The sequence below is a fragment of the Brevundimonas staleyi genome (assembly GCF_041893865.1).
GTDB lineage: Bacteria > Pseudomonadota > Alphaproteobacteria > Caulobacterales > Caulobacteraceae > Brevundimonas > Brevundimonas staleyi.
In genome coordinates this window covers 1590815-1611557 of sequence record NZ_CP169082.1, presented here as the reverse complement: position 1 = coordinate 1611557, position 20743 = coordinate 1590815, and the positions used below count along the sequence as shown (strand labels likewise).

The window sequence follows — 20743 nt, the reverse complement described above, 5'->3', positions numbered from 1 at the left end:
TAACCGAAATTAACACATTGACGATTCGACGAACGACGGTCGCGAATCCGCGCCGCCCGAAGGCGTTGAGCGCCCCCTATCGACCGCAGCGCTCGACGGCCGACAGGATGGTCGTCAGGTCGATGGCCTCGGCCATGGCCGCATAGCCGGCGTCGTTGGGATGCAGCTTGTCGTTGCCGACCCGGTCCGCCCGGATCGCGTCCGGCTGGTTGGGATCCAGCGTCGCCCGGTCGAAATCGGCCACGGCGTCGAACTCTCCCGAGTCACGAATGAAGGCGTTGATCGTCTGGCGCGCGCTCTCGGACCGTTCGTCGAACCGCTCGGATCCCGCGAAGGCCGTCAGGGTCCCGCCGATCACCTTGATGCCGCGCAGATGCAGCCGGGCGATGACCTGACGATAGGAGGCGATGACCTCCTCGGGCGTGCGACCGACATTGGCCGGATTGCCGTCGTGGCGGATGTCGTTGATCCCCTCGATCAGGATGACGTGGGTCACCCCCGGCAGGGACAGGACGTCCCGGTCCAGACGCGCGCGCACGTTCGGACTACGCCCGTCGCGCACCACCTGATTGCCGCTGATGCCCGCGTTCGCGATGACGAAGGCGCCCGGACAGGCCGCCTCCAGCCGACGCCCCAGCACGGACGGCCAATCGGCCTCGGCGCCGAGGGTCGAGGACGCCCCCTCGGTAATCGAGTCGCCCAAGGTCACCACCACGGAGGGTGGTTCGTCGCTCAGGGCATAGACCGCCGAGATGAAGCTCTGGCGGCGCACCAGTTCGGCGTCGGCCGAAATGGGCGCCGTCCCCTGCCCCAACCGCACGGCCGAGCGCCGCACCACGCCGCGCGTCGGTCCCGGCGCATGCAGGCTGACCGTCAGCAGGTCCGCTCGCTCCAGCGAGATCAAAAGCGGATCGCTGACCAGCGCGACCCCGACCGGCAGGGTGACCTCGGTCAGACCGCCGAAGGTGACGGGCAGCACCCGCCCATCCGGCCCGGCCGCCGTGATGGTGTTCAGCGTCAAGGGCTCCAGCCCCACCTCATTGCTGATGCGGATCCGCACGGCCTCGGCGGCCGTGCCCATCCTCAGATCCTGACGGATCGTCTCGTTCCGATAGCCGAGCGGCGCCTCAGGCGGACCGTCGAACCGGGCGGGCGCGGCCGCCGCCGTCCACGCCGGACGCCACTCCTGTGCGAGCGCCGGCGTCGCCGCCAACGCCGCCAGCAGGGCCGCGACCGCGATCCGCCCGGAGCGGGTCACGAGAAGTACATCCCGCCGTTGATGTCCAGGTTGGCCCCGGTCACGAAGGCCGCATCGTCGGACGCCAGATACAGCACCGTCTCGGCGACCTCGCTGGCCCGACCCTGACGACGCAGGGGCGTGTTGCCCTCGACCATCGTGCGGACCTCGGGCTTGGTGAAGATGTCGTGGAAGCTGGTGGCGATCATGCCGGGGCACAGGCTGTTCACCCGCACGCCCTTGGGACCTAGTTCCTTGGCCATGGAGCGGGTGAAGGTCATCACCGCCCCCTTGGACGTCGCATAGATGGACGCGCCCGGCCCGCCGCCGTCGCGACCGGCCTGGGACGAGAAGTTCACGATGGCCGAACCGGCGGGCATCAGCGGCGCCACCGCCCGCGTCATCAGATAGGCCGACTTCAGGTTCAGGGTCATGACCTTGTCGAAGAAGGCTTCGTCGATGTCCGCCAGCGGACGCCGCTCGACCATGCCCCCGGCCAGGTTGACCAGCACATGGACCTCGGCGCCGTAGGCCTCTTTCGCGGCGGCGATCAGCGCATCCACGCCGGCCTGGGTCGTGACGTCGGCGCGGCAGATGATGGCCTCGCCGCCCGCCGCCTTGACGATGCCCAGCGTCTCGTTGGCGCTGGCTTCGTCGTTGGCGAAGTTGATGACGACCTTCGCGCCTTCGCGGGCGAGAACCCGCGAAACGTCGCGACCGATGTCGCGTCCGCCGCCGGTGACGATGGCGACCTTGTTTTGGAGGCGCATTAGTTATCCTTCAGAGCGTTGGGGGTGGCTGGCTGAACGGGCGCGATGCGACCGGTGACGAACCACAGGGAGAGGAGGGAAAGCGGAACCAGGGCGGCGACCAGAATGAAGATCGGGCCGTAGGAGACCTTGGTCATGACGGGCACCAGCCAGGTGGTGATCAGCGTGCCGGCCACGGCCGCCATGCCGCCGATGCCGGCCAGCGACCCGACCGAGCGTCCGTCGAACAGGTCGCCGGGGATGGTCTGGATGTTGCCGATGGCGATCTGGAAGCCGAACAGCACCCCGGCGATGACCAGAACGGCGGCCGTCGGATCGGTCATCATCGGCGCGGCGATCAGGCAGGGCACCATGACCACGCCGCCGATGGTGACGACGATCTTGCGCGCCAGACCCGGCTCGCGTCCCGACTTGATCAACTGGCCCGACAGCCAGCCGCCCAGCAGGGAGCCGATCATGGCGCCCACGAAGGGCACCCAGGCGAAGATGCCGATCTGCTTGATGTCGAAGTTGAAGGTCTCGGCCAGATAGATCGGCAGCCAGGACACGAACAACCACCAGATCGGGTCGATGAAGAAGCGCGACAGGATCACGCCCCAGCTCTCGCGGTGGCTCAGCAATTGCTTGACCGTCGGCACATAGGCGGGGGCCAGCGGCGCCTCGGGGCTCTGCACCTCGGTCTTGTCCAGGATCAGGGCGCGCTCGGCCTCGCTGACCCAGGGATGCTTGTCCGGCCCGGCGCGATAGATGACCAGCCACGGCAGCAGCCAGATGAAGCCCAGGATACCGATGACGAGGAAGGTCCCCTTCCAGCCCATGTAGAGGAACATCAGGGCGATCAGCGGCGCCGAGACGATGGCCCCGATGGAGGCGCCGGCGTTGAACAGGCCTTGCGCGAACGCCCGTTCCTTGGCCGGGAACCACTCGGCGTTCGCCTTGACCGCACCGGGCCAGGCGCCCGCCTCGGAAATCCCCAGCATGGCGCGGAAGATGCTGAACGAGGTGATCGAGCTGGCCACCGCATGCAGGGCGATCGAGATCGACCAGACCCCGATCGACAGGGCGAAGCCGATCCGCGTCCCCAGCGTGTCGAACAGCTTGCCGAACACGAACTGACCCAGCGCGTAGAACAGCATGAACACGGTGACGAGGAGGGCGTAGTCCTCCTTGGTCGCCCCGATCTCGGGCGCGATCTCGGGCCACATCACCGCCAGCGCATTGCGGTCGATGTAGTTGATCACCGTGGCGATCGCGATCAGGCCGATGATGACCCATCTCATGTTGGACTTCATCGTCCCCCTCCTCAGCGATCGAACCGGGCGTAGGGCCCGGTCCACTCATAGGTCTGGCCGTCCGCCTGAACCCGGTGACGCGCGCCCGGCGTGACGTCGTGTGCGACGCCGAGCGCCAGGGTCTTGCCGCTGACCAGCGTCAGCACGACCACCTCGGCGCCGTCTCCGGCCACGCGCTTGATGTCGGCGATCCGGCTCGTCGCGCCCTGCACGATCTCGGCCGTGCCGTCCGACAGGCCGTGCGGCTCCAGCACGGAGAAGAAGCTGGCGTCCGCCTGCCCCTGCATCCGCTGGATCAGCGCGGGCTCGCGTCTCAGGTTGAAGTTCGGGTCGTTGGCGCCGCTCTCGACCAAGAGGGCGCTGATCGGCGACGAGGCCGCGAACCGATAGGTGTAGAACCGCCCGTCCAGCAGCCAGGTCAGGCTGCGGCTCTCGCTCGTCGGCGCCGCCACCGCATCGACCCACAGGTGCTGGTATCCGTTCGCCTCGCCCAGCACCGGCCGCTCGCGCACCGAATGCTCCGCCTCGAAGGCCGAGATGATGTGGCCGTTGAAATGCAGCGGCAGGTCGTAGTCGGTCGCCGCCTGCCCGTCCGCGCGGAACAGGTCGATTACCACCGGGAACTGCAGGTCCGGATGCTCGACCATGGCCAGGGTGCGGGTCAGGACGACGCCGTCATAGCCGTGCTCCAGCCGCGCCGAGGCGATCTGAAGCCCGTCCTCGACCTCGAAGAACAGGGGCGTGGTCGGATGCTCCTCGCCCGTCTGCCACACCGCGCCGAACTGGCTGGCCCCGCCGACGACCAGCGTATTGTGGGCCACCGTCTGCATTGCCCAGCTGTCGTTTTCGTCCAGGTAGTGACCGCCGGCCTTGGCCTCGATGTTCAGGAACCGTGCCGCGCCATAGTCGCGCACGATGGGCTGGCCGTTGTCGTAGAACAGCATCCCCAGCCGGTCGAAATGGCCGTGGCCCTGCCCCTGCTGGGTGTTCTTCATCACCAGGGCCTGACCGTTCGCCCCGCCGTGACGCAGGAAGACCAGATTGCCCAGGTCCCCGTTCGGCCCGTCGCGCAGTTGCATCGAGCGGAAGTCGAACGGCCGCGCCAGTCCTTCCGAGACGCCCCGCGCGATGGCCAGACCGTCCGGCGACAACAGCGTCCGCCCCTGCCCCTCGGCGATCGACAACAGGGTCGGATCCTGGGTCTGGGAATAGGCGACCGCGACGCCGGTCACGATCTCTTCCGAGGTCAGCCCCTTGTCCGGCATGGCGTCGTTCACCGGGAACAGCAGGCCCGCATAGGACGACTGGATCACCCCATCCACGGCCTTCAGCAGCACCCCGTCGCGCCGCTGGAAAATCCCCCGCTCCGGCTCGTTCTGCTGGATCGCGCGGGCGAAGATGATGAAGGGCGCCAGGGCGTACCGTTGATAGTACGGCCCCTCGGCATAGTAGCCGTCCGGCGAGAACAGTTCGTCCACCTGACGCAGGAAGCCGGCCGAGCCGTCGCGCCGCGTCCCGTTCAGCGCCCGGTCCACCAGCGCGGGGTCCCTCAACACATAACCCGTCATCCCCACCCCGGCCGTGGCCCAGGTGGCGTGGTTGTGGATGCGGTCGAAATAGGGGGCGTTCTCTTCCGACAGGAACCGCGCCATGCGGCGGAAGACGTCGTTGTCGATGGTCTCGCGCTGTTCCGGCGTCAGGGTCTCGCGGATCGCGTCATAGCCCTGTGCCGCATAGACCAGCCAGACCGAGTCGTTCAGCGCCTGCCAGAACAGCCGCCCCTTCACAGACGCCGCCCCGCCCGAGAAGTCGCTCAGCGTCGGATAGAGCCGGGCGTATTCCAGCAGCATGTCCCGCGCGAAATCGGCATAGGCCCGGTCGCCGGTCATCCGGTAGAGCGCCCCCGCCCCCGCCAGCGCCTTGTAGTTGGCCTTGTGCTGTTCGTGGGTGACCCCGCCGCCCAGATCCCTCGGCTGGGGCACGTTGATGCCCGCCGCCATGGCCGCCCTGACCTCGCGCTCGACCCGCGCCCGCTCGGCGGCGAACATCGGATAGCGGTCGCCCGCCTCCGCCATCGCCCGCCACTGGTCGGGAGAGACCAGCACCGGCGTCGCATCGTCGGCCCGCGCGGTCGCGGCCGGGGCGGACTGAGCCAGGCCGACGCCCGGCGCCGCGGCGGCCAGGGTCGCGAGGACGGCGAGCAGAACCGGACGGCTCATGGCGCGATCTCCACGGGCGGGACGTTGGTGATCAGGTCGGGCGTGTTCTCGAACGCATTGTCGGCCCAGACGAAAACCGGCTCCCCCACCCGTTTGAAGAAGTTCGGCGCCCCGCTATCGACGAAGCGATTGCCCCGCACCTCGGTCCGCTGCACCCCATAGAGCTTCAGCGCCCCGGCGTCGTCGCCCCGCCCACTACGCTCGAACGTCGAGCCCGTCACCGTCAGGCGCGGCCCGAAGGTGCTTTCGTCCGTCCCGCCGCGATAGAGGTCGATGACCGGCCCGGTCACCGCGCGGAAGGTCGAGTCGATCACCTCCACCACCTCGGCGTTGTAGGTGCCCAGGTCCGCCGTCTCCGTATGGCCCGACAGGACCGAACCGGTGATCCCGTCCACCGTCACCCGCTCGAACCGGATGCGGTCGGCCAGCGACCCCGGCCCGGCGGCGAAGACGCTGAAGCTGCGATTGACGGTCAGGTCCTCGAACCGGGAGTCCTCGACGATCAGCGAATAGGCCGCCGCCCCTTGCGCCGCCCGGATCACGGCCGCCCCGGCGATATCCGGCGACAGAGCGCCCGACACCACCACATGCGACAGCTTCAGCGACCCGCCGCGCTGGATCTCGAACAGGCTGGGCCGCGAGAACTGGATCTCCGCCCGCCCCTCGGCCGGTCCCTCGACCGTCACGGCCCGGCTGAGCGCGATGGTCTGGTTGACCACATAGACCCCGGCCCGCAGCTGGATCCGGTCCCCGGCCTCCGCCGCCGCGATCGCGCGCGTCAGACTGTCCTCGCCCGGCGCCACGGCATGCACCGCACCACTGTCCAGCGCAGGAACCGTCCGCGTCTTGGGATACCAGCTGACCCCCGTCTCTTCGCGCGGAATGAAGGTCAGGTCGCGCGCGGCGCCCACGCCCTCCAGCCCCTCGGGCCGCAGCAGACCGTCGTCGCCCTGAACCAGCGCCACCTCATCGGACCGCACGCCCGTCAGGTCCGCCGTCGCGCGCGGCGACTGCACATTCCCTTCGAACGCGATGCCCGACATGTCGCCCAGCACCCGCACGGGATCGCGCCCATTCCGGTTGACGATCAGGTTGTTCGCGAACCGGCTGTTGATCGGCGCCGCCGACCGCTCGGCGTCCATCCCGGCGCCCAGCAGCATCTCGCGCGCGTCGATGATGGTGTTGTTCTCGATCACCGCCCCGTCCACCTGGACATAGCGATGCAGCGGCGAGTTCGGCACGCCGTACATGATGGTCAGGGCGCTGCCGAAGCCCGCCCCGTCCAGCCCCTGCATGACGTTGTTGCGGATGGTGTTGCGGCGATTGATCACCCGCACCCCGCCGGAGTTCAACGTCCCGTTGCCCAGGAAGACGTTGTTCTCGATCAGATTGCCGTCGCCGTGCCTCAGCACCATGGCGCCCTGGCTCTCGAAGAAGACATTGCCGCGATAGGTGTTGCCGCCCGACTTGTTCGAGACGATCTCGACCTCGCCGTTCACATGCTCGAACCAGTTGTTCTCCACCGTGGTGAAGCTGTCCGAGGCCGATTCATGGCTGGTGCCGACGCGGATCGTCTCCCCGCCGTTCGAGCCCAGCACGGGCCGGTCGCCGAAATAATTGTGGTCGATCCGATGGTGGTTCACCACCCCCTGCTGCGGATCGCGAATGACCACCAGGGTCGCCCCGGCGTTGGTCTTGCCCGTCAGCTGGTTGTGATCGAAGCGGTTGTGCTCGCCGTACAGCGACACCCAGTTGTCGGAATCGGCTCGGTCGGGCTTGGAGAACCCGTCCACCACCATGCTGGTGATCCGGCTGTAGTTGGCCCGCTCGGTCAGGCTGCGGCGGAAGGCCAGCACCTCGCCGGTCGGAGAGAAGCCGTCGCGGAACACCAGGTTCGACACCACCAGATGCTGGCCCGCCAGGCTCAGGTTCGACCGGCCGGTGATGGTCACCCCGCCCGGCGTCTGGGCCGTCAGGGTGATGGGCCGATCCTCGGTCCCCTGCCCGGTGAAGACGATCTGGAAGTCGCGCCACTCCCCGTCCGCCAGGGTCAGGGTGTCGCCGGGCTGAAGCCGGCTGACGGCGGCGGCGAACTCGGCCTGGTTCCGGACCAATGCGGACTCAGCCAGCGCCAGGCACGGGGCGCCCCACACGGTCGCGGCGACCGAGATCGCAAGAAGCGGCGTCTTCAGACCCTGCATCGACATCGTTCCTCCCGGCGGATCTTGGCGATCTCTGCACCCCGGACGCTAGAAACAGTCGCCCTAGCCGTCAACCGCCTTTGTAGACCAATTTCGCGACAAATGTGCAAACCAGTTGCCAGACCAGTGAATAGGTTCTGCTGCGGTCATTGCAGAGTTGTGCAGTCCCGCCCGCATCCACACGACAGGAATTCCGCGGTTTCGGCATAGCCATGCTCACCGAAATCACCGGCGTTCGGCGGTCTCGGCATAGCCGAAATCACCGGCCGGCCAGGCCGACCGCAAACCCTCCGGCGCGCCCCCTCAGGGCCCGCCGCTTTCAGCCGTGCGTCGTCGTCAGCCCTGGGCCGACATCGTCGCCATGAACCGGTCGCGGTCCTGTTGGGTCTTGCGCCGCACCTTGGCCAGGGCCTCGGCCTCCTCGGCCTCCAGCATGGCCTCGAACAGGCGGTGGAAGTGGTCCCGCATCGCCGCCCGCGACGCCTGCGGATCGCGGCTGCGCAGGGCCTCCACGATGGCGGCGTGCTCGTCCGTCCGCGAATCCCAGTCGTGGTGACAGACGCTCTTGTAGACCTGCACCACCTTCGGCAGCTCGGTCCGCATCCGCCAGATCAGCTTGATGCAGTGCTCCACCACCGGGTTGCCGCTGATGCGGGCGATGGTCTCGTGGAACCGCTGATCCGCCTCACTGGATTCCGCGTCCGTCGCCTTGGGGTTCGACATGACCGCGATCAGGGCGTCCAGTTCGGCCAGGCCCGCCTCGTCGATATGGGCCGCCGCCAGGGCCGCCGCCTCCGCCTCGATCACCGCTCGCGCGGCCGTCAGGTCGAAGGCCGTCACGTCCGGCAGACGCCCCGCCCCGTTCGCATCGCGCGACAAGACATAGACGCCAGACCCCGTCTTGATCGAGATCCAGCCCAGGGCCTCCAGGGCGATCTCCGCCTCCCGGATCGTGACCCGGCTGACGTTGAACCGCTCCGCCAGCTCGCGCTCGCCAGGCAGGCGGGCGCCGACGGGAAACTCCCCGCTCTCGATCGCTTCGCGGATCTGCTTGGCGACCGACTGGTATAGGCGTTGTTCTGACATCGGCGACTCTCGGGCTCCTACCGCCTGTCTACACCGTTCCTCCGGGTTCTTCACAACCCTTGGGGGACATCCGCCAGGACATCCCCCTCAGGTCGGGGAGAGACCTAGAAGCGCAGGCTCAGACCCGCCGTGATGCGACGGTCCGTCAGCCCGTTGTAGCAGAGCAAGGCATCGTCGTTGATGCAGAACTCGTTGGCGTCGGCGCGCGTCAGGTTGATCGCCTCGATGCCGACATTGGCCCAGGGCGTGATGTCGTAGTTGATGCTGGCGTTCAGCTGGCCCCGGTCGTCGCTGACGCGCGGCACGTCGAAGGCCGAGGTGAAGGCCTCCGTGTTGATGAAGTGCGACCGCCACGTATAGCGCATCCGGGCGCTCAGCCCGTCCCGCTCGTAGAACAGGGTGGTGTTGTACGAATATTTCGACAGGTTCTCGAGCTCGATCAGATCCTGCGGCAGCGGGTTGAAGCCCAGGTCCCGCGTCGTGTTCCGGGTCAGGCCGATGGTCCGGTAGTTCGAAACGTTCCCGCCGGTCTTCTGGTAGGTGAAGTTGCCGATGAAGCCGAAGCCCGAGGCCCAGCCCAGACGATCCTCGAACTGCGACAGGTCGTACTGGAAGGCCAGTTCGATGCCGGTCTGGGTCGTCTCGCCGTCCACGTTGAAGGTCGAGGTCAGGGGCACGCAGATGCCGGTCTGACCGCGATCCGGGTTGTTCACGCTGATGATGGCGATGGGGTTGTAGATGCCGCCGCCGGGGCAGTTTGGATCGCGGCTGCGGTTCACAACGCCGCCGACCGCGTTGTCCGGCGGGCTCTCGGTCACGCTGGCGAACAGGTTGTCGCGCACCTTGTGGAACACGCCCGCGCTGATCAGGCTGGACGGGGCGAAATACCATTCCGCCGACAGGTCGAACGACAGCACGGCTTCGGGCTGCAGGTTCGGGTTGCCGCGCACGACCGACGAGTTCTCGCTGGTCACGAAGGTCACGGACGACGACAGGTTGTTGAAGTCCGGACGGCGGATGTCGCGGGCGATGCCGCCCCGCACGATGACGTCGTCGCGCGGCTCGGCCACCAGGTTGAAGCGCGGCAGCCAGAACTCATAGGACGAGGCGTTGGTCGCCCGCGTCGTCGTGCCGCCGGTGGCGACCGTGTTGCCGACCGAGTCCAGTTCCGTCTTCACATAGCGCATGCCCACATTGCCGCGCACCGGGAAGCCCAGGGCCTCGGTCTCGTAGTTGGCCTGCACATAGGCCGCCTTGGTGTCTTCGGTGATCTCGAAGAAGGAGCTGGCCTGCGACGTCGGCACGCCGATCTGGGCGATGTTCGAACCGTTGGCGGCGTTGCTGGCCACGATGGCCGCGTTCAGCGCCGCCAGGGTCCCGTTCGGATCCCGGAAGGCGCGGGTGCCGTCGACCGTCAGGAAGTCCGGGAAGAACAGACGGCGGTCGTCCGCCGCGTTGAAGTTGCGCGGACCGGGGGTCAGGATGCTTGCGAACCGGTCCCCGCTCGGGCGGAAGAACGAGCTGGTGATGTTGGTGAAGCCCGTCGTGCCCGTGACGTTGTCGTTCACGTTGCTGGTCTCGTTCCAGCGCAGGCCGGCGTCGATCGAGGTGATCAGCGGCAGCATCTCGTAGGTGTCGTAGGACGCGTCGAGGCGAAGCGCCTTCTCCTCGTTCTCACGGGTGTTCCGCGACTGGGCCACCTGTTGCAGGCGGTAGTTGGCCGGGTCCAGCAGCATGGCCGCCGTCGGCGTCGTCGGCAGGCCTTGGGCGATGCCGAACTGCAGCGTGCCGCCGCGCAGATCGAACTCGATCGGCACGCCGTTGGCCAGGGTCACGCCCTGCACGGGACGCGGCGAGTTGGGGTTCACGAACTCCAGAGTGGTGTTGAAGCTGGGCAGGTAGGAATCCGAGGTCGATAGGGCCGCCTGACCCTTCAGCGTCAGACGCTCGCCCGTCCATTCGAAGCCCGTCGACCAGACCCGGCTCTCGGTGATGCGCGAACCCGTGTCGCTGGTCGTCCGCAGATAGGGCGCCAGGTTGCCGTTCATGCGCGGCTGGATGATGCCGGTCAGGGCCGCCTGGACGGTGCCCAGGTTGATGCTGCCGTTCGGGCCCTGGGCGGTGCCCAGATTGACCGTCTCGAACGAGGTGTTGCGCGTGTTGTCCACCACCCCGTTGTCCGACACGGTCGAGATCTGGACCGACGTGCTCTGCTCCGCCCGCTCCTGATCGTTCAGCACGGCGTCGAAGTAGAATTTCAGATTGTCGCTCGGCTTCCACTCGGCCGAGCCGGCGAAATTCTGGGTCTCGTATTTGAAGGTGTCGTAGTCCTGGTTGAAGAACTGGATGCGCAGGAACGGGAAGGCCTCGGCGCTCAGGCGGCCCGAAGTCGGGGTCACGACGGCGTCGCGGTCCACGCGCGGACGGAAGGCCGAAACGTCCTGCTCGGCGTAGCTGAAGCTGCCGACTAGACCGATCTCGCCGACGGAGGTGTCCCAACGGCGGCCGACCGTGCCCGAGAAGCGCGGCGTCGTGGTTTCGGACAGGTCGCTGTATTCCGACTGGGCGCGCACGGCGAACAGGGGCTCGCGCAGTTCCAGCGGGCGGATGGTGCGCAGGTTGATCGTACCGCCGACCGAGCCTTCGATCGTCGCGGCTTCGGACACCTTGATCACCTCCACCGAGGAGATCATCGAGGCGGCCAGGTCGTCGAAGCTGATGCCCGAACGGCCCGAGCCCGACCCCACGGTCGAGACGCCGTTGATCTCAACCCGGTTCGCGTCGGTGCCGCGGATCTGCACGCCCCGGCCGACGCCGGCCTCACGCGTGATCTGGATCCCGGTGACGTTCTCCAGCACCTCGGCCAGGTTCTGGTCCGGCAGCTTGCCGATATCCTCGGCCTGGATGACCTCGACCAGGTTGTCGGCGTTGCGCTTCTCCGTCAGCGCGTTCTGCAGCGACGCCCGGATGCCGGTGACCACGATCTCGTCGACCTGGTCCGCCTGGGGCTCCTGCGCCTCCTGCGCGTGCACCTGCCCCCCTGCGAAAATCGCCGTACTCGCCAGCAACGTCGTCGCCAACCGCCGCCCAAACCGTGTCCCAGCCCGACTCATCCTGGATCTCCCAATCCAATTTTGTTGTTGGGCCGGACGCTGGATTGGCAAGGCACTTATGTCAACCTGTTTTCAGACCCAGATGGACGATTGTCGCATACCAATTGGTAGGACCAATTGGTATGGAGCCGCCAAGGCGCGGCCGGACCGCCTTTTGGCCCAGTCTTGAGCCCTCCCCACCCCATTGACGCTTGCATAAGTGGACTTATGGTGGTCGAAAACAGGGAGCGAGACATGACCACCGACCAGGACATCCACGACTTCTCGGATCGCTTTTCCGCCGTTCTCGAGCGGGGCGACGGCGACGCGGCGCGGACCTTCTACGCCCCCGACGCCCGCATCTGGCATAACTTCGACGACTACGAGCAGACGGTCGACGAGAACCTCAAGACCCTGGCCTGGATGCATCGCAAGCTTCCGGTCCGGCGCTACAACATCCTGCGCCGCGAGATCCTGCACGACGGCTGGATGCAGCAGCATGTGGTCGAGGCCACCCTGCCCGACGGGTCGCCGTTCCGGATGACGGCCTGCTGCGTCGTTCAGATGAAGGACGGTCTGATCACCCGTCTGGACGAGTATCTGGACCCCGCCCAGGCCGCCGTCCTCAAGGACATCAAGGCCGCCTGAGGCCGTGGCTCGCGTCTTCACCGTCGGCACGCCGACCCGCCCGATCTCGATCGCACGGACCCTGGCCGTCCACGCCGAGCGCGATCCCGACCATCCCGCCCTGTCCTGCGGCGACGTCACCCTGTCGCGCGGAGAACTGACGGCGCGGGTCAACCGGCGGGCGCGAGCCCTGGCGGCTCAAGGGGTCATCGAGGGGGATTTCGTCGCCATCGCCCTGCCCAACGGCACGGCCTTCATGGAGATCGCCTTCGCCTGCTGGGCCCTCGGCGCGACGCCGGCTCCGGTGTCCCATCGCCTGCCGACACCGGAGCTCGCGGCCATTCTGGAACTGATGAAGCCGCGCCTCGTGGTCGGCGGCGAGGCCGCGCGTCAGACGGGCGCCACGGTCGTGTCGGAGGACGAGATCTACGATCCCGGACTCTCGGCCGATCCCCTGCCCGAGCGGATCGCCCGCCATGTGAAGGCCATCCCCAGTGGCGGCAGCACCGGCCGCCCCAAGGTGATCGTGGACCATGCGCCCGGCGTGCTCGATCCGGACGTGCCGAGCCTGGGCATGCAGTACGGCGACGCCGTGGTCATTCCCGGCCCCCTCTATCACGCCGCCCCATTCGGGTTCGGCTATCTGGCCATGGCCGCCGGTTGCCATCTGGTCGTCACGCCCCGTTTCGATGCGGAAGAGACGCTTCAGCTGATCGAGCGGCATCGCGGCGCCTGGCTCTATGTCGTGCCGACGATGATGCACCGCATCTGGGCGCTCGGCAAAGAGGTGCGCGGCCGCTACGACCTGTCCTCGCTGGAGATCGTCTGCCACATCGCCGCCGCCTGCCCGGTCTGGCTGAAGGAAAACTGGATCGACTGGCTGGGCGCCGACACCATCTGGGAGGGCTATTCCGGCACGGAGTCCATCGCCGCCACCCTGATCGGCGGGCGCGAGTGGCTGACGCACAAGGGTTCGGTCGGACGGCTGGCGCCGACGACCCAGATCCGCTTCGTCGGCGAGGACGGTCAGGACGTCGCCCCCGGCGAGGTCGGGGAGATCTACTTCCTGCCGCCGGGCGGCAAGGGCTCGACCTACCACTACCTCGGCGCAGAGCCGCGCGCCCATGGCGAGTGGGAGAGCTACGGCGACCTCGGCTACATGGACGCCGACGGCTATCTCTATCTGGTCGACCGGCGCACCGACCTGATCATCTCGGGCGGCGCCAACATCTACCCGGCCGAGATCGAGGCGGTCATCGACGCCTACCCCGGCGTCCTGGCCAGCGTCGTCATCGGCCTGCCGCACGAGGATCTGGGCCAGAGCGTCCACGCCATCGTCGAGGTCCAGGCCGACCGCCCCCCGCTCGATCAGACCGCCCTGACCGCCTTCCTGCGAGAACGCCTGGTCACCTACAAACTGCCGCGCAGCGTCGAGATGACGACCGAACGCCTGCGCGACGACGCGGGCAAGACCCGTCGCAGCGCCCTTCGGGACGCCCGTATCGCCCGGGCCTGAACACGAAAAGGCTCGCGGAGCGCTTCCGCCCCTCGAGCCTGATCGCTCTCCCTCGGCCTATTTGCCGGCGTTGGGATCCTGCATCTGGAAATAGTCGCGCCAGCCGGTGATCTTGCCGTCCGGACCGAAGTCGATGATCCCCATATAGGGATGCTGGACCAGCACGCCGTCGGCGTTGGTGTATTCCTCCCGCCCCTCGGTCAGCAGTCGGTCGTTCCGCTCGGCCCAGTGCTCGATGACCCAGGTCCCGGAGGAGTTGTTGGCCCAGTATTTGGTGAAGAATTTCTCGACCCAGTCGATGCCTTTCAGCGGCCGCGTACCGACATGGTAGTGGTACTCGACGTTCGGGTCGAAGAAGGCCAGGGTCGCCGCCATGTCATGGGCCGAGATGCATTTCTGCAGGCGGCCGATGACCTCGATCTTGGGTTCGGCGCTCATGCGGCGGCCCCTTCGGTCTGGGGCCGTTGCGGCGCGACGACCACCGAGCCGTCGTAATAGTCGCGCATCTTGGCGACCTTGCCGTTGCGGAATTCGATCGCCTGCATGAACGGGTTGCGGATCAGAAGATCGCGCCCCTTGTCGTAGATCATCTCGATGCCTTCGCAGAGCATAAGGTCGCCCTTCTCCACCCAGTGGGTGACGGTCCAGTCGCGCTGCTCGAAGGCCGCCTCGTAGTTGCGGATGAATTTCCGCAGCTTCTCCTTGCTGGTGATCGGCTTGGCGTGGACCGACCAGTAGTACTCCATGTCGTCGTCCCAGAGATCGATGAAGGTCTCGTGGTCCCGGGTCTTGGAGGCGACCATGAAGGCCTCAAGCGTCGCGTAGTTCGCACTCATCAGCGTTTCCCTTTCTGTGTTCTTTGCGATGAGGCTATCACCTAAGTCTCAGTTCGCAAGTGACAGACGGCAGGACGCACCTGTTAGTTGCAGAATGCCAGTCGTTACGGGCCCGTCAGAAGCCCGTCCTTGCTGTCTTCACCGGCACTGGGAAGCGCACCAGCGCTTTCAGCTTGAACATGGTGGAGATTGTCGGAGAGCCTCACCCCTAACCGCCGGACGTGGACACCTGCTTCAGGATGCGTCCTCCAGACCGTCCCGCGTCCCCGATTGAAAGCAGCGCGTTCTTCGCTATCGGGCTTCCGCATTGAATCGGCGCGCCACCCAAAGACCCCGTATTTTCAGCGACATCTCCCCGCACAGCCGGAACATCGACGTTTCTCGCCGCCCGCACGCCGACGTGAAAATTCGCAAGGCATTGTCTGACTTGAAGAAAAGTCTGTTAGCGCAAGTCTGTCGCCGCAACCACTCTCTAGAGGCTTGCAAATAAAGATTTAGTGCCGGATTGTCCCGCCGTGGGGGTTGGCCAAGGGCGCTCAGTTCCTCGTCCAGACCTCCTTCGATCTCGCCTCGACGCTGGGTCGATTCAATGCCGAACACCGACGTCGTCGGGTGACGCGCCACACATCGGGCTCAGCCCGGGGAGGGAATTTGGAATGAGAACGCTGACCTTGGCGTGCCTTGCGACGACCGCATTGACCGCACTCGCCACACCGCAATTCGCGGCCGCGCAGACGACCCCACAACCCGCACAGGAAAGCGCGACCGTCGAGGACGTCATCGTCACCGCCGACCGTCGCGAACGCCGCCTTCAGGACGTGCCGAGCGCCATCACCGCCGTCACCAGCGAGACCCTCGAACGGCAACGCATCGTCGACCTGGGCAGCCTCTCGGGCAGCGTCCCCTCCTTCAGCATGACCGAGGGGTCCTCGCTGGGTAAGGAGCTGAACATCCGGGGCATCACCAGCGTCCGCATCATCGACGCCAGCGCCGAGCCCTCGGTCGGGACCTTCGTGGACGAGGTCTACATCTCCCGCATGGGCGCGGCCTTCACCGACTTCTACGACCTGGAGCGGATCGAGGTCATTCGCGGTCCCCAGGGCGTGCTGCTGGGCAAGAACGTGGTCGGCGGCGCCATCAGCGTCATCACCAACAAGCCGAGCTTCGATCCGTCGGGTCGGATCACGGCGGGCCTGGGCAACTACAACGCCTTCAACGCCGACGGCTACATGACCGGGCCACTGTCCAGCAGCCTGGCCGCCCGCTTCGCCTTCCAGGTTCGCAACCGCGACGGCTATGGCCGCAACCGCCTGCTGAACACCGACGTCGACGACCTGACGGCGCACCAGGCCCGAGCCGAGTTCCTGTACCGGCCCGAGGACAGCAATCTGCGCGCCCTGCTGACCGTCGACTACGGCTCGTCGAAAACGGCGGGTTCGGCCCGGTCCATGACGGACGATCCGTTCACCGCCGGCATCGGCGCCATCTCGGCCTACAGCGCCGCGCGCGGCTACGGTCCCCGCGATACGCTGAGCCCGCAGCGCGAGTACGGCAACCGCACCACCTTCGGCGCCAGCCTGCGGATCGACTACGATCTGGACTGGGGTGCGCGGTTCACCTCCATCACCGGCTACCGGGATTCGGCCGGCGAGATGGGCTACAACCAGCTCGGCGCCGGCAACCCGCCGGCCATCGCCGACACCTTCTACTTCGCAGAAGATAAACCCCAGACGATCGCCCAGGAATTCCGACTGGTCTCCGACAATCCGGAAAGCCGGTTCAACTGGATCATCGGCGCCTTCATGCAGCACGACGACGTCGATCGCTTCGACGCCAACCGTGCGACCAGCAACTCGGGCATCGCGGCGCTCAGCGGCACCTACCGCTATACGAACTCGGCCGAACTCGACACCTCGGCCATCTTCGGCCAGATCGGCTATGAGTTCACCGACCAGCTGACCGCCACCATCGGCGCCCGCTACACCCGCGACAAGAAGGGCGGTCGCCGCATCGGCGCCTGCCTCGAGGATGGCGGCGACGGCCTGTGCGTCGCGGCCCTTCTGCTGGCCGGCGGTCAGAGCTGGACCGTCGACTACGAGAAGGAATGGGACGCCTTCACGCCCCAGGGCATCATCGAATACCGCCCGAACGACGACGTCATGATCTACGCCAGCGTCGGCAAGGGCTTCAAAGGCGGCGGCTGGGACCACATCCCCGCCACCGAGGCCGGCGCCCGCATCGGCTACGACCCGGAAGAGGTGATCAACTACGAGATCGGCGCCAAGACCGATCTGTTCAACAACAGCGTCCGTCTGAACCTCGCCGCCTTCCAGATGGACTACACCAACCTGCAGTCCCAGCAGCTGATCCTGGAATGCCTCTGCACGGTCACCAGCAACGCGGGCTCGGCCAAGATTCAGGGCGTCGAGGCGGAACTGACCTGGGCGGTGAACGACCAGCTGCTGATCAACGCGGCCGGTTCGGTCATCGACGCCAAGTACGAGGACTTCGTCACCACCGCCGGCGTCGTCTTCAGCGGCAACCGCATGCAGCGCTCGCCGCGCGACAAGTGGAACGTCGGTGTCACCTATGACTTCGGCGGCGGCGATCTGGATCGCGCCTTCAGCTTCAAGGCCAACTACACCCACACGGGCGACAGCTTCTGGACCCCGAACAACACGATCAAGCAGGAAGCCTTCGGCCTCTTGGACGCCTCGCTGCGGTTCCAGATGCCGAACGCCGACTGGAACATCACCGCCTGGGGCAAGAACCTGACCGACGAGACCTACGCCGTTCAGGCCCAGGCCTTCTTCGGCGATCTGATGCGCTACTACGGCCCGCCCCGCACCTTCGGCGTGGACCTCAGCTACTCCTTCTAACCGACTGAACCACCTTCCTGAGCGACTGGCCCGCGAGATCCGAAAGGACCTCGTGGGCCTTTTGTTTTGGACCCGTCCCGGGCCACCGGCCCCGCAAAGAAAACGGCCCCTCGCACGCGAGGGGCCGTTCCGGTTTCAGCGCGATGAGTGGGAGGTCAGCCTTCGCCGGCCTCATACAGGGAGGCTTCCACGAAGCTCTTGCGCGCGGCCCACAGGGACAGCAGACCCAGCGGCACGACCACGGCGGAGACGATGGCGACGGCCAGGCCGATCTTCGACGGATCCTTCAGCCAGTAGTCGCTGATCAGGGCCACGCCCGTCGGCCCGACCGTGAAGGCGATGATGTTGCCGATCAGGAGATACAGCGCCATCACCCGCGCCCGCAGCCGGTTCGGCGCGATGGCCTGAAGGCTTGGCGCCGGCAGACCCTGGGTCAGGCCGAAGAAGAAACACATGGCCGCGATGGCCGCCATGGCCAGGGCACCCGTCGGCGCGAGGGGCGCCAGGATGGTGAAAGGCAGGGCCAGGGCCGTGCCCGTGACCGCCACGCGGATGATGGCGTCGGACTTGCCGCGCGAGGCCATCCGGTCGGACCACCAGCCGCCCAGCACGACGCCCGAGGTGCTGAACACCAGAAGGATCAGACCATAGGCCAGACCGACCTGGCTCATGGCCCAGTCGTGGCTCCGCATCATCATGGCTGGCGTCCAGCTCAGATAGGCCGCGACCGAGACCCCGATCAGGGAATAGCCCAGCGACAGCAGGGTGAAGGGAACCCAGCGGCGACGCAGGAAGGCGACGAACGACGGGCGCGTCTCGCCGTCGGCCAGGGGCTTCTCCTGCCGCTTCGGCTCCTTCACCGGCAGCATGGCCAGGACCAGGATCGGCCCGGGCAGGCTGACGATGATGAAGGCCAGCTGCCAGCTCTTCAGCTCCCCCAGAATGGGCAGGACCACCGGCGGCGCATTGATGGCCCACTGGATCACCGCCCCGCCGATGATCAACGCCAGACCCACGCCGCAGATCGACCCGATGGCATAGACGCCCAACGGCCGCGCCCGCTTCGCCGGCGGGAAATTGTCGGCGATCATGGAGTAGGCGGCGGGCGACAGACCGGCCTCCCCCACCCCCACCCCGATCCGCGCCAGGAACAGCGAGACGAAGCTGCCCGCCATGCCGCAGGCGGCGGTCATCAGGGTCCAGAAGCCGATGCTGAAGATGATCAGCCGACGTCGGGAACTCCGGTCCGCCAGCCAGGCGAACGGGATCCCCATCACCGTATAGAACAGGGTGAAGGCCAGCCCCGCCAACAGGCTGAACTGGGTGTCGGTGATGTTCAGATCGCGCCGCACCGGCTCGACCAGCAGGGTCAGGATCTGGCGATCCACGAAGGCCAATGTGTAGGCCGCCATGAGGACGAACACCGTCGCCCACGCGCGCTGTTTGGAAGGCCAATCGGCCCCTTGCGCGATCGGACGCGCCCCCACCGTGCCAACCGTCTGATCCATGTGCGTTTCCATCGTCCCCATGACCGGGGCTCGTCGTTGTCCGTCGAGATTTCCGCCTTTCGTCCATTATTGCAAGTCGATTGACGGGCCGAAGTCGGTTTACGAAAGCGACAGCCGATCCTATGCTTGCAAAAAAAGACTTATGGGGAGGACGGCATGAGACTATCTCTGGTGGCGTTGGCGGTCGCGATGCTCGCGCCGGCGTCCGGCGTCATGGCCCAGACGGCGCCGACCTGGCCCGACGCAGCGGCCACGGACCCCGTCGCCGTGGGCTGGATGGTCGGCTCTCCGCCCCCGCCCGAGCGCCGGATCCGCTTCGAGGATCTCAGCTTCATGCGCTTCCCGCAGATCCGCTGGAGCTTCTCCCACTGGCGCGAGCTTCTGCCGACCGCCGAGATCTCGCGCGGCGACGGTCCGGTCAGCGTCCTGCCCGTCGCCCTGCGCGACGACCTCAACGCGGTGACCTTCACCCCCATGGGCGGCGACGCGCCGATCACCTGGGAACAGTCGCTGGCCGAGAACTACACCGACGGCATCCTCGTCATGCACCGGGGCCGGATCGTCTACGAACGCTATTTCGGCGCCCTGACCCCGCACGGCCAGCACATCGCCCATTCGGTGACCAAGTCCTTCGTCGGCACGGCGGCGGCCATGCTGATCGCCGAAGGGGGTCTGGATCGCGACGCGCGCGTGGATCGCTACCTGCCCGAACTGGCCGACAGCGCCTTCGCCGACGCCACGGTGGGCCAGGTCCTCGATATGACCACCGGCCTCGCCTACACCGAGGTCTACACCGACCCCAACTCCGACGCCTTCGCCTTCGTTCGCGCAGGCGGCATGATGCCCCGTCCGCCCGGCTACGACGGCCCCACGACCAGCTACGACTACCTCAAGACCGTGCAAAAGGCCGGCGAGCACGGCCAGGGCTTCACCTACAAGTCGGTCAACACCGAGGTCGCCGGCTGGCTGGTCTCGCGCGTCAGCGGCAAACCCCTGGACGAGGTGCTCAGCGAACGGTTCTGGATCCCACTCGGCATGGAGCGCGACGCCTATATCCAGGTCGATTCCAGCGGCGCCGGCTATGCGGCCGGCGGCCTGAACCTGCAGCTGCGCGACTTCGCCCGCTTCTGCGAGATGATGCGAAACGGCGGCCGCTTCAACGACCGTCAGGTGGTGCCGGAGGCCGTCGTCGCCGACATCGCGGCGGGCGGCGATCCGGAGGCCTTCAAGACCGGCGGCTACGCCACCCTGCCCGGCTGGAGTTACCACAATCAGTGGTGGGTCTCTCACAACGCCGACGGGGCCTATATGGCGCGCGGCGTCCACGGCCAGGCCTGCTACGTCGATCCCCGCGCCGAGATGATCATCGTCCGCTTCGCCTCGAACCCGCGCGCGGGCAACGCCCTGATCGATCCCATGTCCCTGCCCGCCTATCAGGCCGTCGCCGACCGCCTGATGGCCGCCCCCGAACACTGAGAGC

The 20743-nt window shown here is 67.0% G+C and carries 14 protein-coding genes; 4 read left to right on the top strand and 10 right to left on the bottom strand.

All coding sequences use genetic code 11. The features are described 5' to 3' along the window. Window positions 1-76: 76 nt before the first annotated feature. From ACETK8_RS08025 to ACETK8_RS07995, 7 genes are all read right to left on the bottom strand, one after another. On the bottom strand, window positions 77-1258 hold the full coding sequence (locus ACETK8_RS08025) for an SGNH/GDSL hydrolase family protein (protein WP_374038986.1): 1182 nt from the start codon (window positions 1256-1258) through the stop codon (window positions 77-79). Further along, complete coding sequence (locus ACETK8_RS08020) at window positions 1255-2007, bottom strand: SDR family NAD(P)-dependent oxidoreductase (RefSeq protein ID WP_374038985.1); 753 nt, start codon at window positions 2005-2007, stop codon at window positions 1255-1257. Before ACETK8_RS08020 ends, ACETK8_RS08025 begins: the two co-directional genes overlap by 4 nt. Beyond that, window positions 2007-3299 (bottom strand): MFS transporter, encoded by a 1293-nt coding sequence (locus ACETK8_RS08015; protein WP_374038984.1) that lies wholly within the window; start codon window positions 3297-3299, stop codon window positions 2007-2009. Before ACETK8_RS08015 ends, ACETK8_RS08020 begins: the two co-directional genes overlap by 1 nt. Before the next feature lie 11 nt (window positions 3300-3310). Beyond that, window positions 3311-5518: a heparinase II/III domain-containing protein gene (locus ACETK8_RS08010; RefSeq protein ID WP_374038983.1), complete on the bottom strand. Its 2208-nt coding sequence runs from the start codon at window positions 5516-5518 to the stop codon at window positions 3311-3313. After that, complete coding sequence (locus tag ACETK8_RS08005; RefSeq protein ID WP_374038982.1) at window positions 5515-7725, bottom strand: polysaccharide lyase 6 family protein; 2211 nt, start codon at window positions 7723-7725, stop codon at window positions 5515-5517. The genes ACETK8_RS08010 and ACETK8_RS08005 overlap by 4 nt, the downstream gene beginning before the upstream one ends. Before the next feature lie 330 nt (window positions 7726-8055). After that, entirely contained in the window at window positions 8056-8805 is a 750-nt protein-coding gene (locus ACETK8_RS08000) for a FadR/GntR family transcriptional regulator (protein ID WP_374038981.1), read from the bottom strand. A gap of 104 nt (window positions 8806-8909) precedes the next feature. Next, window positions 8910-11837, bottom strand: coding sequence for a TonB-dependent receptor (locus ACETK8_RS07995; protein WP_374038980.1), 2928 nt, complete (start codon window positions 11835-11837; stop codon window positions 8910-8912). Window positions 11838-12152: 315 nt separating this feature from the next. Between ACETK8_RS07995 and ACETK8_RS07990 the strand changes: the two genes are divergently transcribed. Together ACETK8_RS07990 and ACETK8_RS07985 are read left to right on the top strand one after the other, a co-directional pair. Next, complete coding sequence (locus tag ACETK8_RS07990; protein WP_374038979.1) at window positions 12153-12545, top strand: nuclear transport factor 2 family protein; 393 nt, start codon at window positions 12153-12155, stop codon at window positions 12543-12545. A 4-nt stretch (window positions 12546-12549) separates the two neighbouring features. Further along, complete coding sequence (locus ACETK8_RS07985) at window positions 12550-14040, top strand: AMP-binding protein (protein WP_374038978.1); 1491 nt, start codon at window positions 12550-12552, stop codon at window positions 14038-14040. Between the two features lie 57 nt (window positions 14041-14097). Here the strand turns inward: ACETK8_RS07985 and ACETK8_RS07980 are convergent, their stop codons facing one another. Both ACETK8_RS07980 and ACETK8_RS07975 read right to left on the bottom strand, forming a co-directional pair. After that, window positions 14098-14478, bottom strand: coding sequence for a nuclear transport factor 2 family protein (locus ACETK8_RS07980; protein ID WP_374038977.1), 381 nt, complete (start codon window positions 14476-14478; stop codon window positions 14098-14100). After that, window positions 14475-14876, bottom strand: coding sequence for a nuclear transport factor 2 family protein (locus ACETK8_RS07975; RefSeq protein ID WP_374038976.1), 402 nt, complete (start codon window positions 14874-14876; stop codon window positions 14475-14477). The genes ACETK8_RS07980 and ACETK8_RS07975 overlap by 4 nt, the downstream gene beginning before the upstream one ends. A 656-nt stretch (window positions 14877-15532) precedes the next feature. Between ACETK8_RS07975 and ACETK8_RS07970 the strand changes: the two genes are divergently transcribed. After that, window positions 15533-17755 (top strand): TonB-dependent receptor, encoded by a 2223-nt coding sequence (locus ACETK8_RS07970; RefSeq protein WP_374038975.1) that lies wholly within the window; start codon window positions 15533-15535, stop codon window positions 17753-17755. Between the two features lie 155 nt (window positions 17756-17910). Here ACETK8_RS07970 and ACETK8_RS07965 read toward each other — a convergent pair whose 3' ends face one another. Continuing rightward, window positions 17911-19263, bottom strand: coding sequence for a spinster family MFS transporter (locus tag ACETK8_RS07965; protein ID WP_374038974.1), 1353 nt, complete (start codon window positions 19261-19263; stop codon window positions 17911-17913). Between the two features lie 156 nt (window positions 19264-19419). On the opposite strand from ACETK8_RS07965, the gene ACETK8_RS07960 reads away from it, so the two are divergent. Further along, complete coding sequence (locus ACETK8_RS07960; RefSeq protein ID WP_374038973.1) at window positions 19420-20739, top strand: serine hydrolase domain-containing protein; 1320 nt, start codon at window positions 19420-19422, stop codon at window positions 20737-20739. The last annotated feature ends 4 nt before the right edge of the window (window positions 20740-20743 follow it).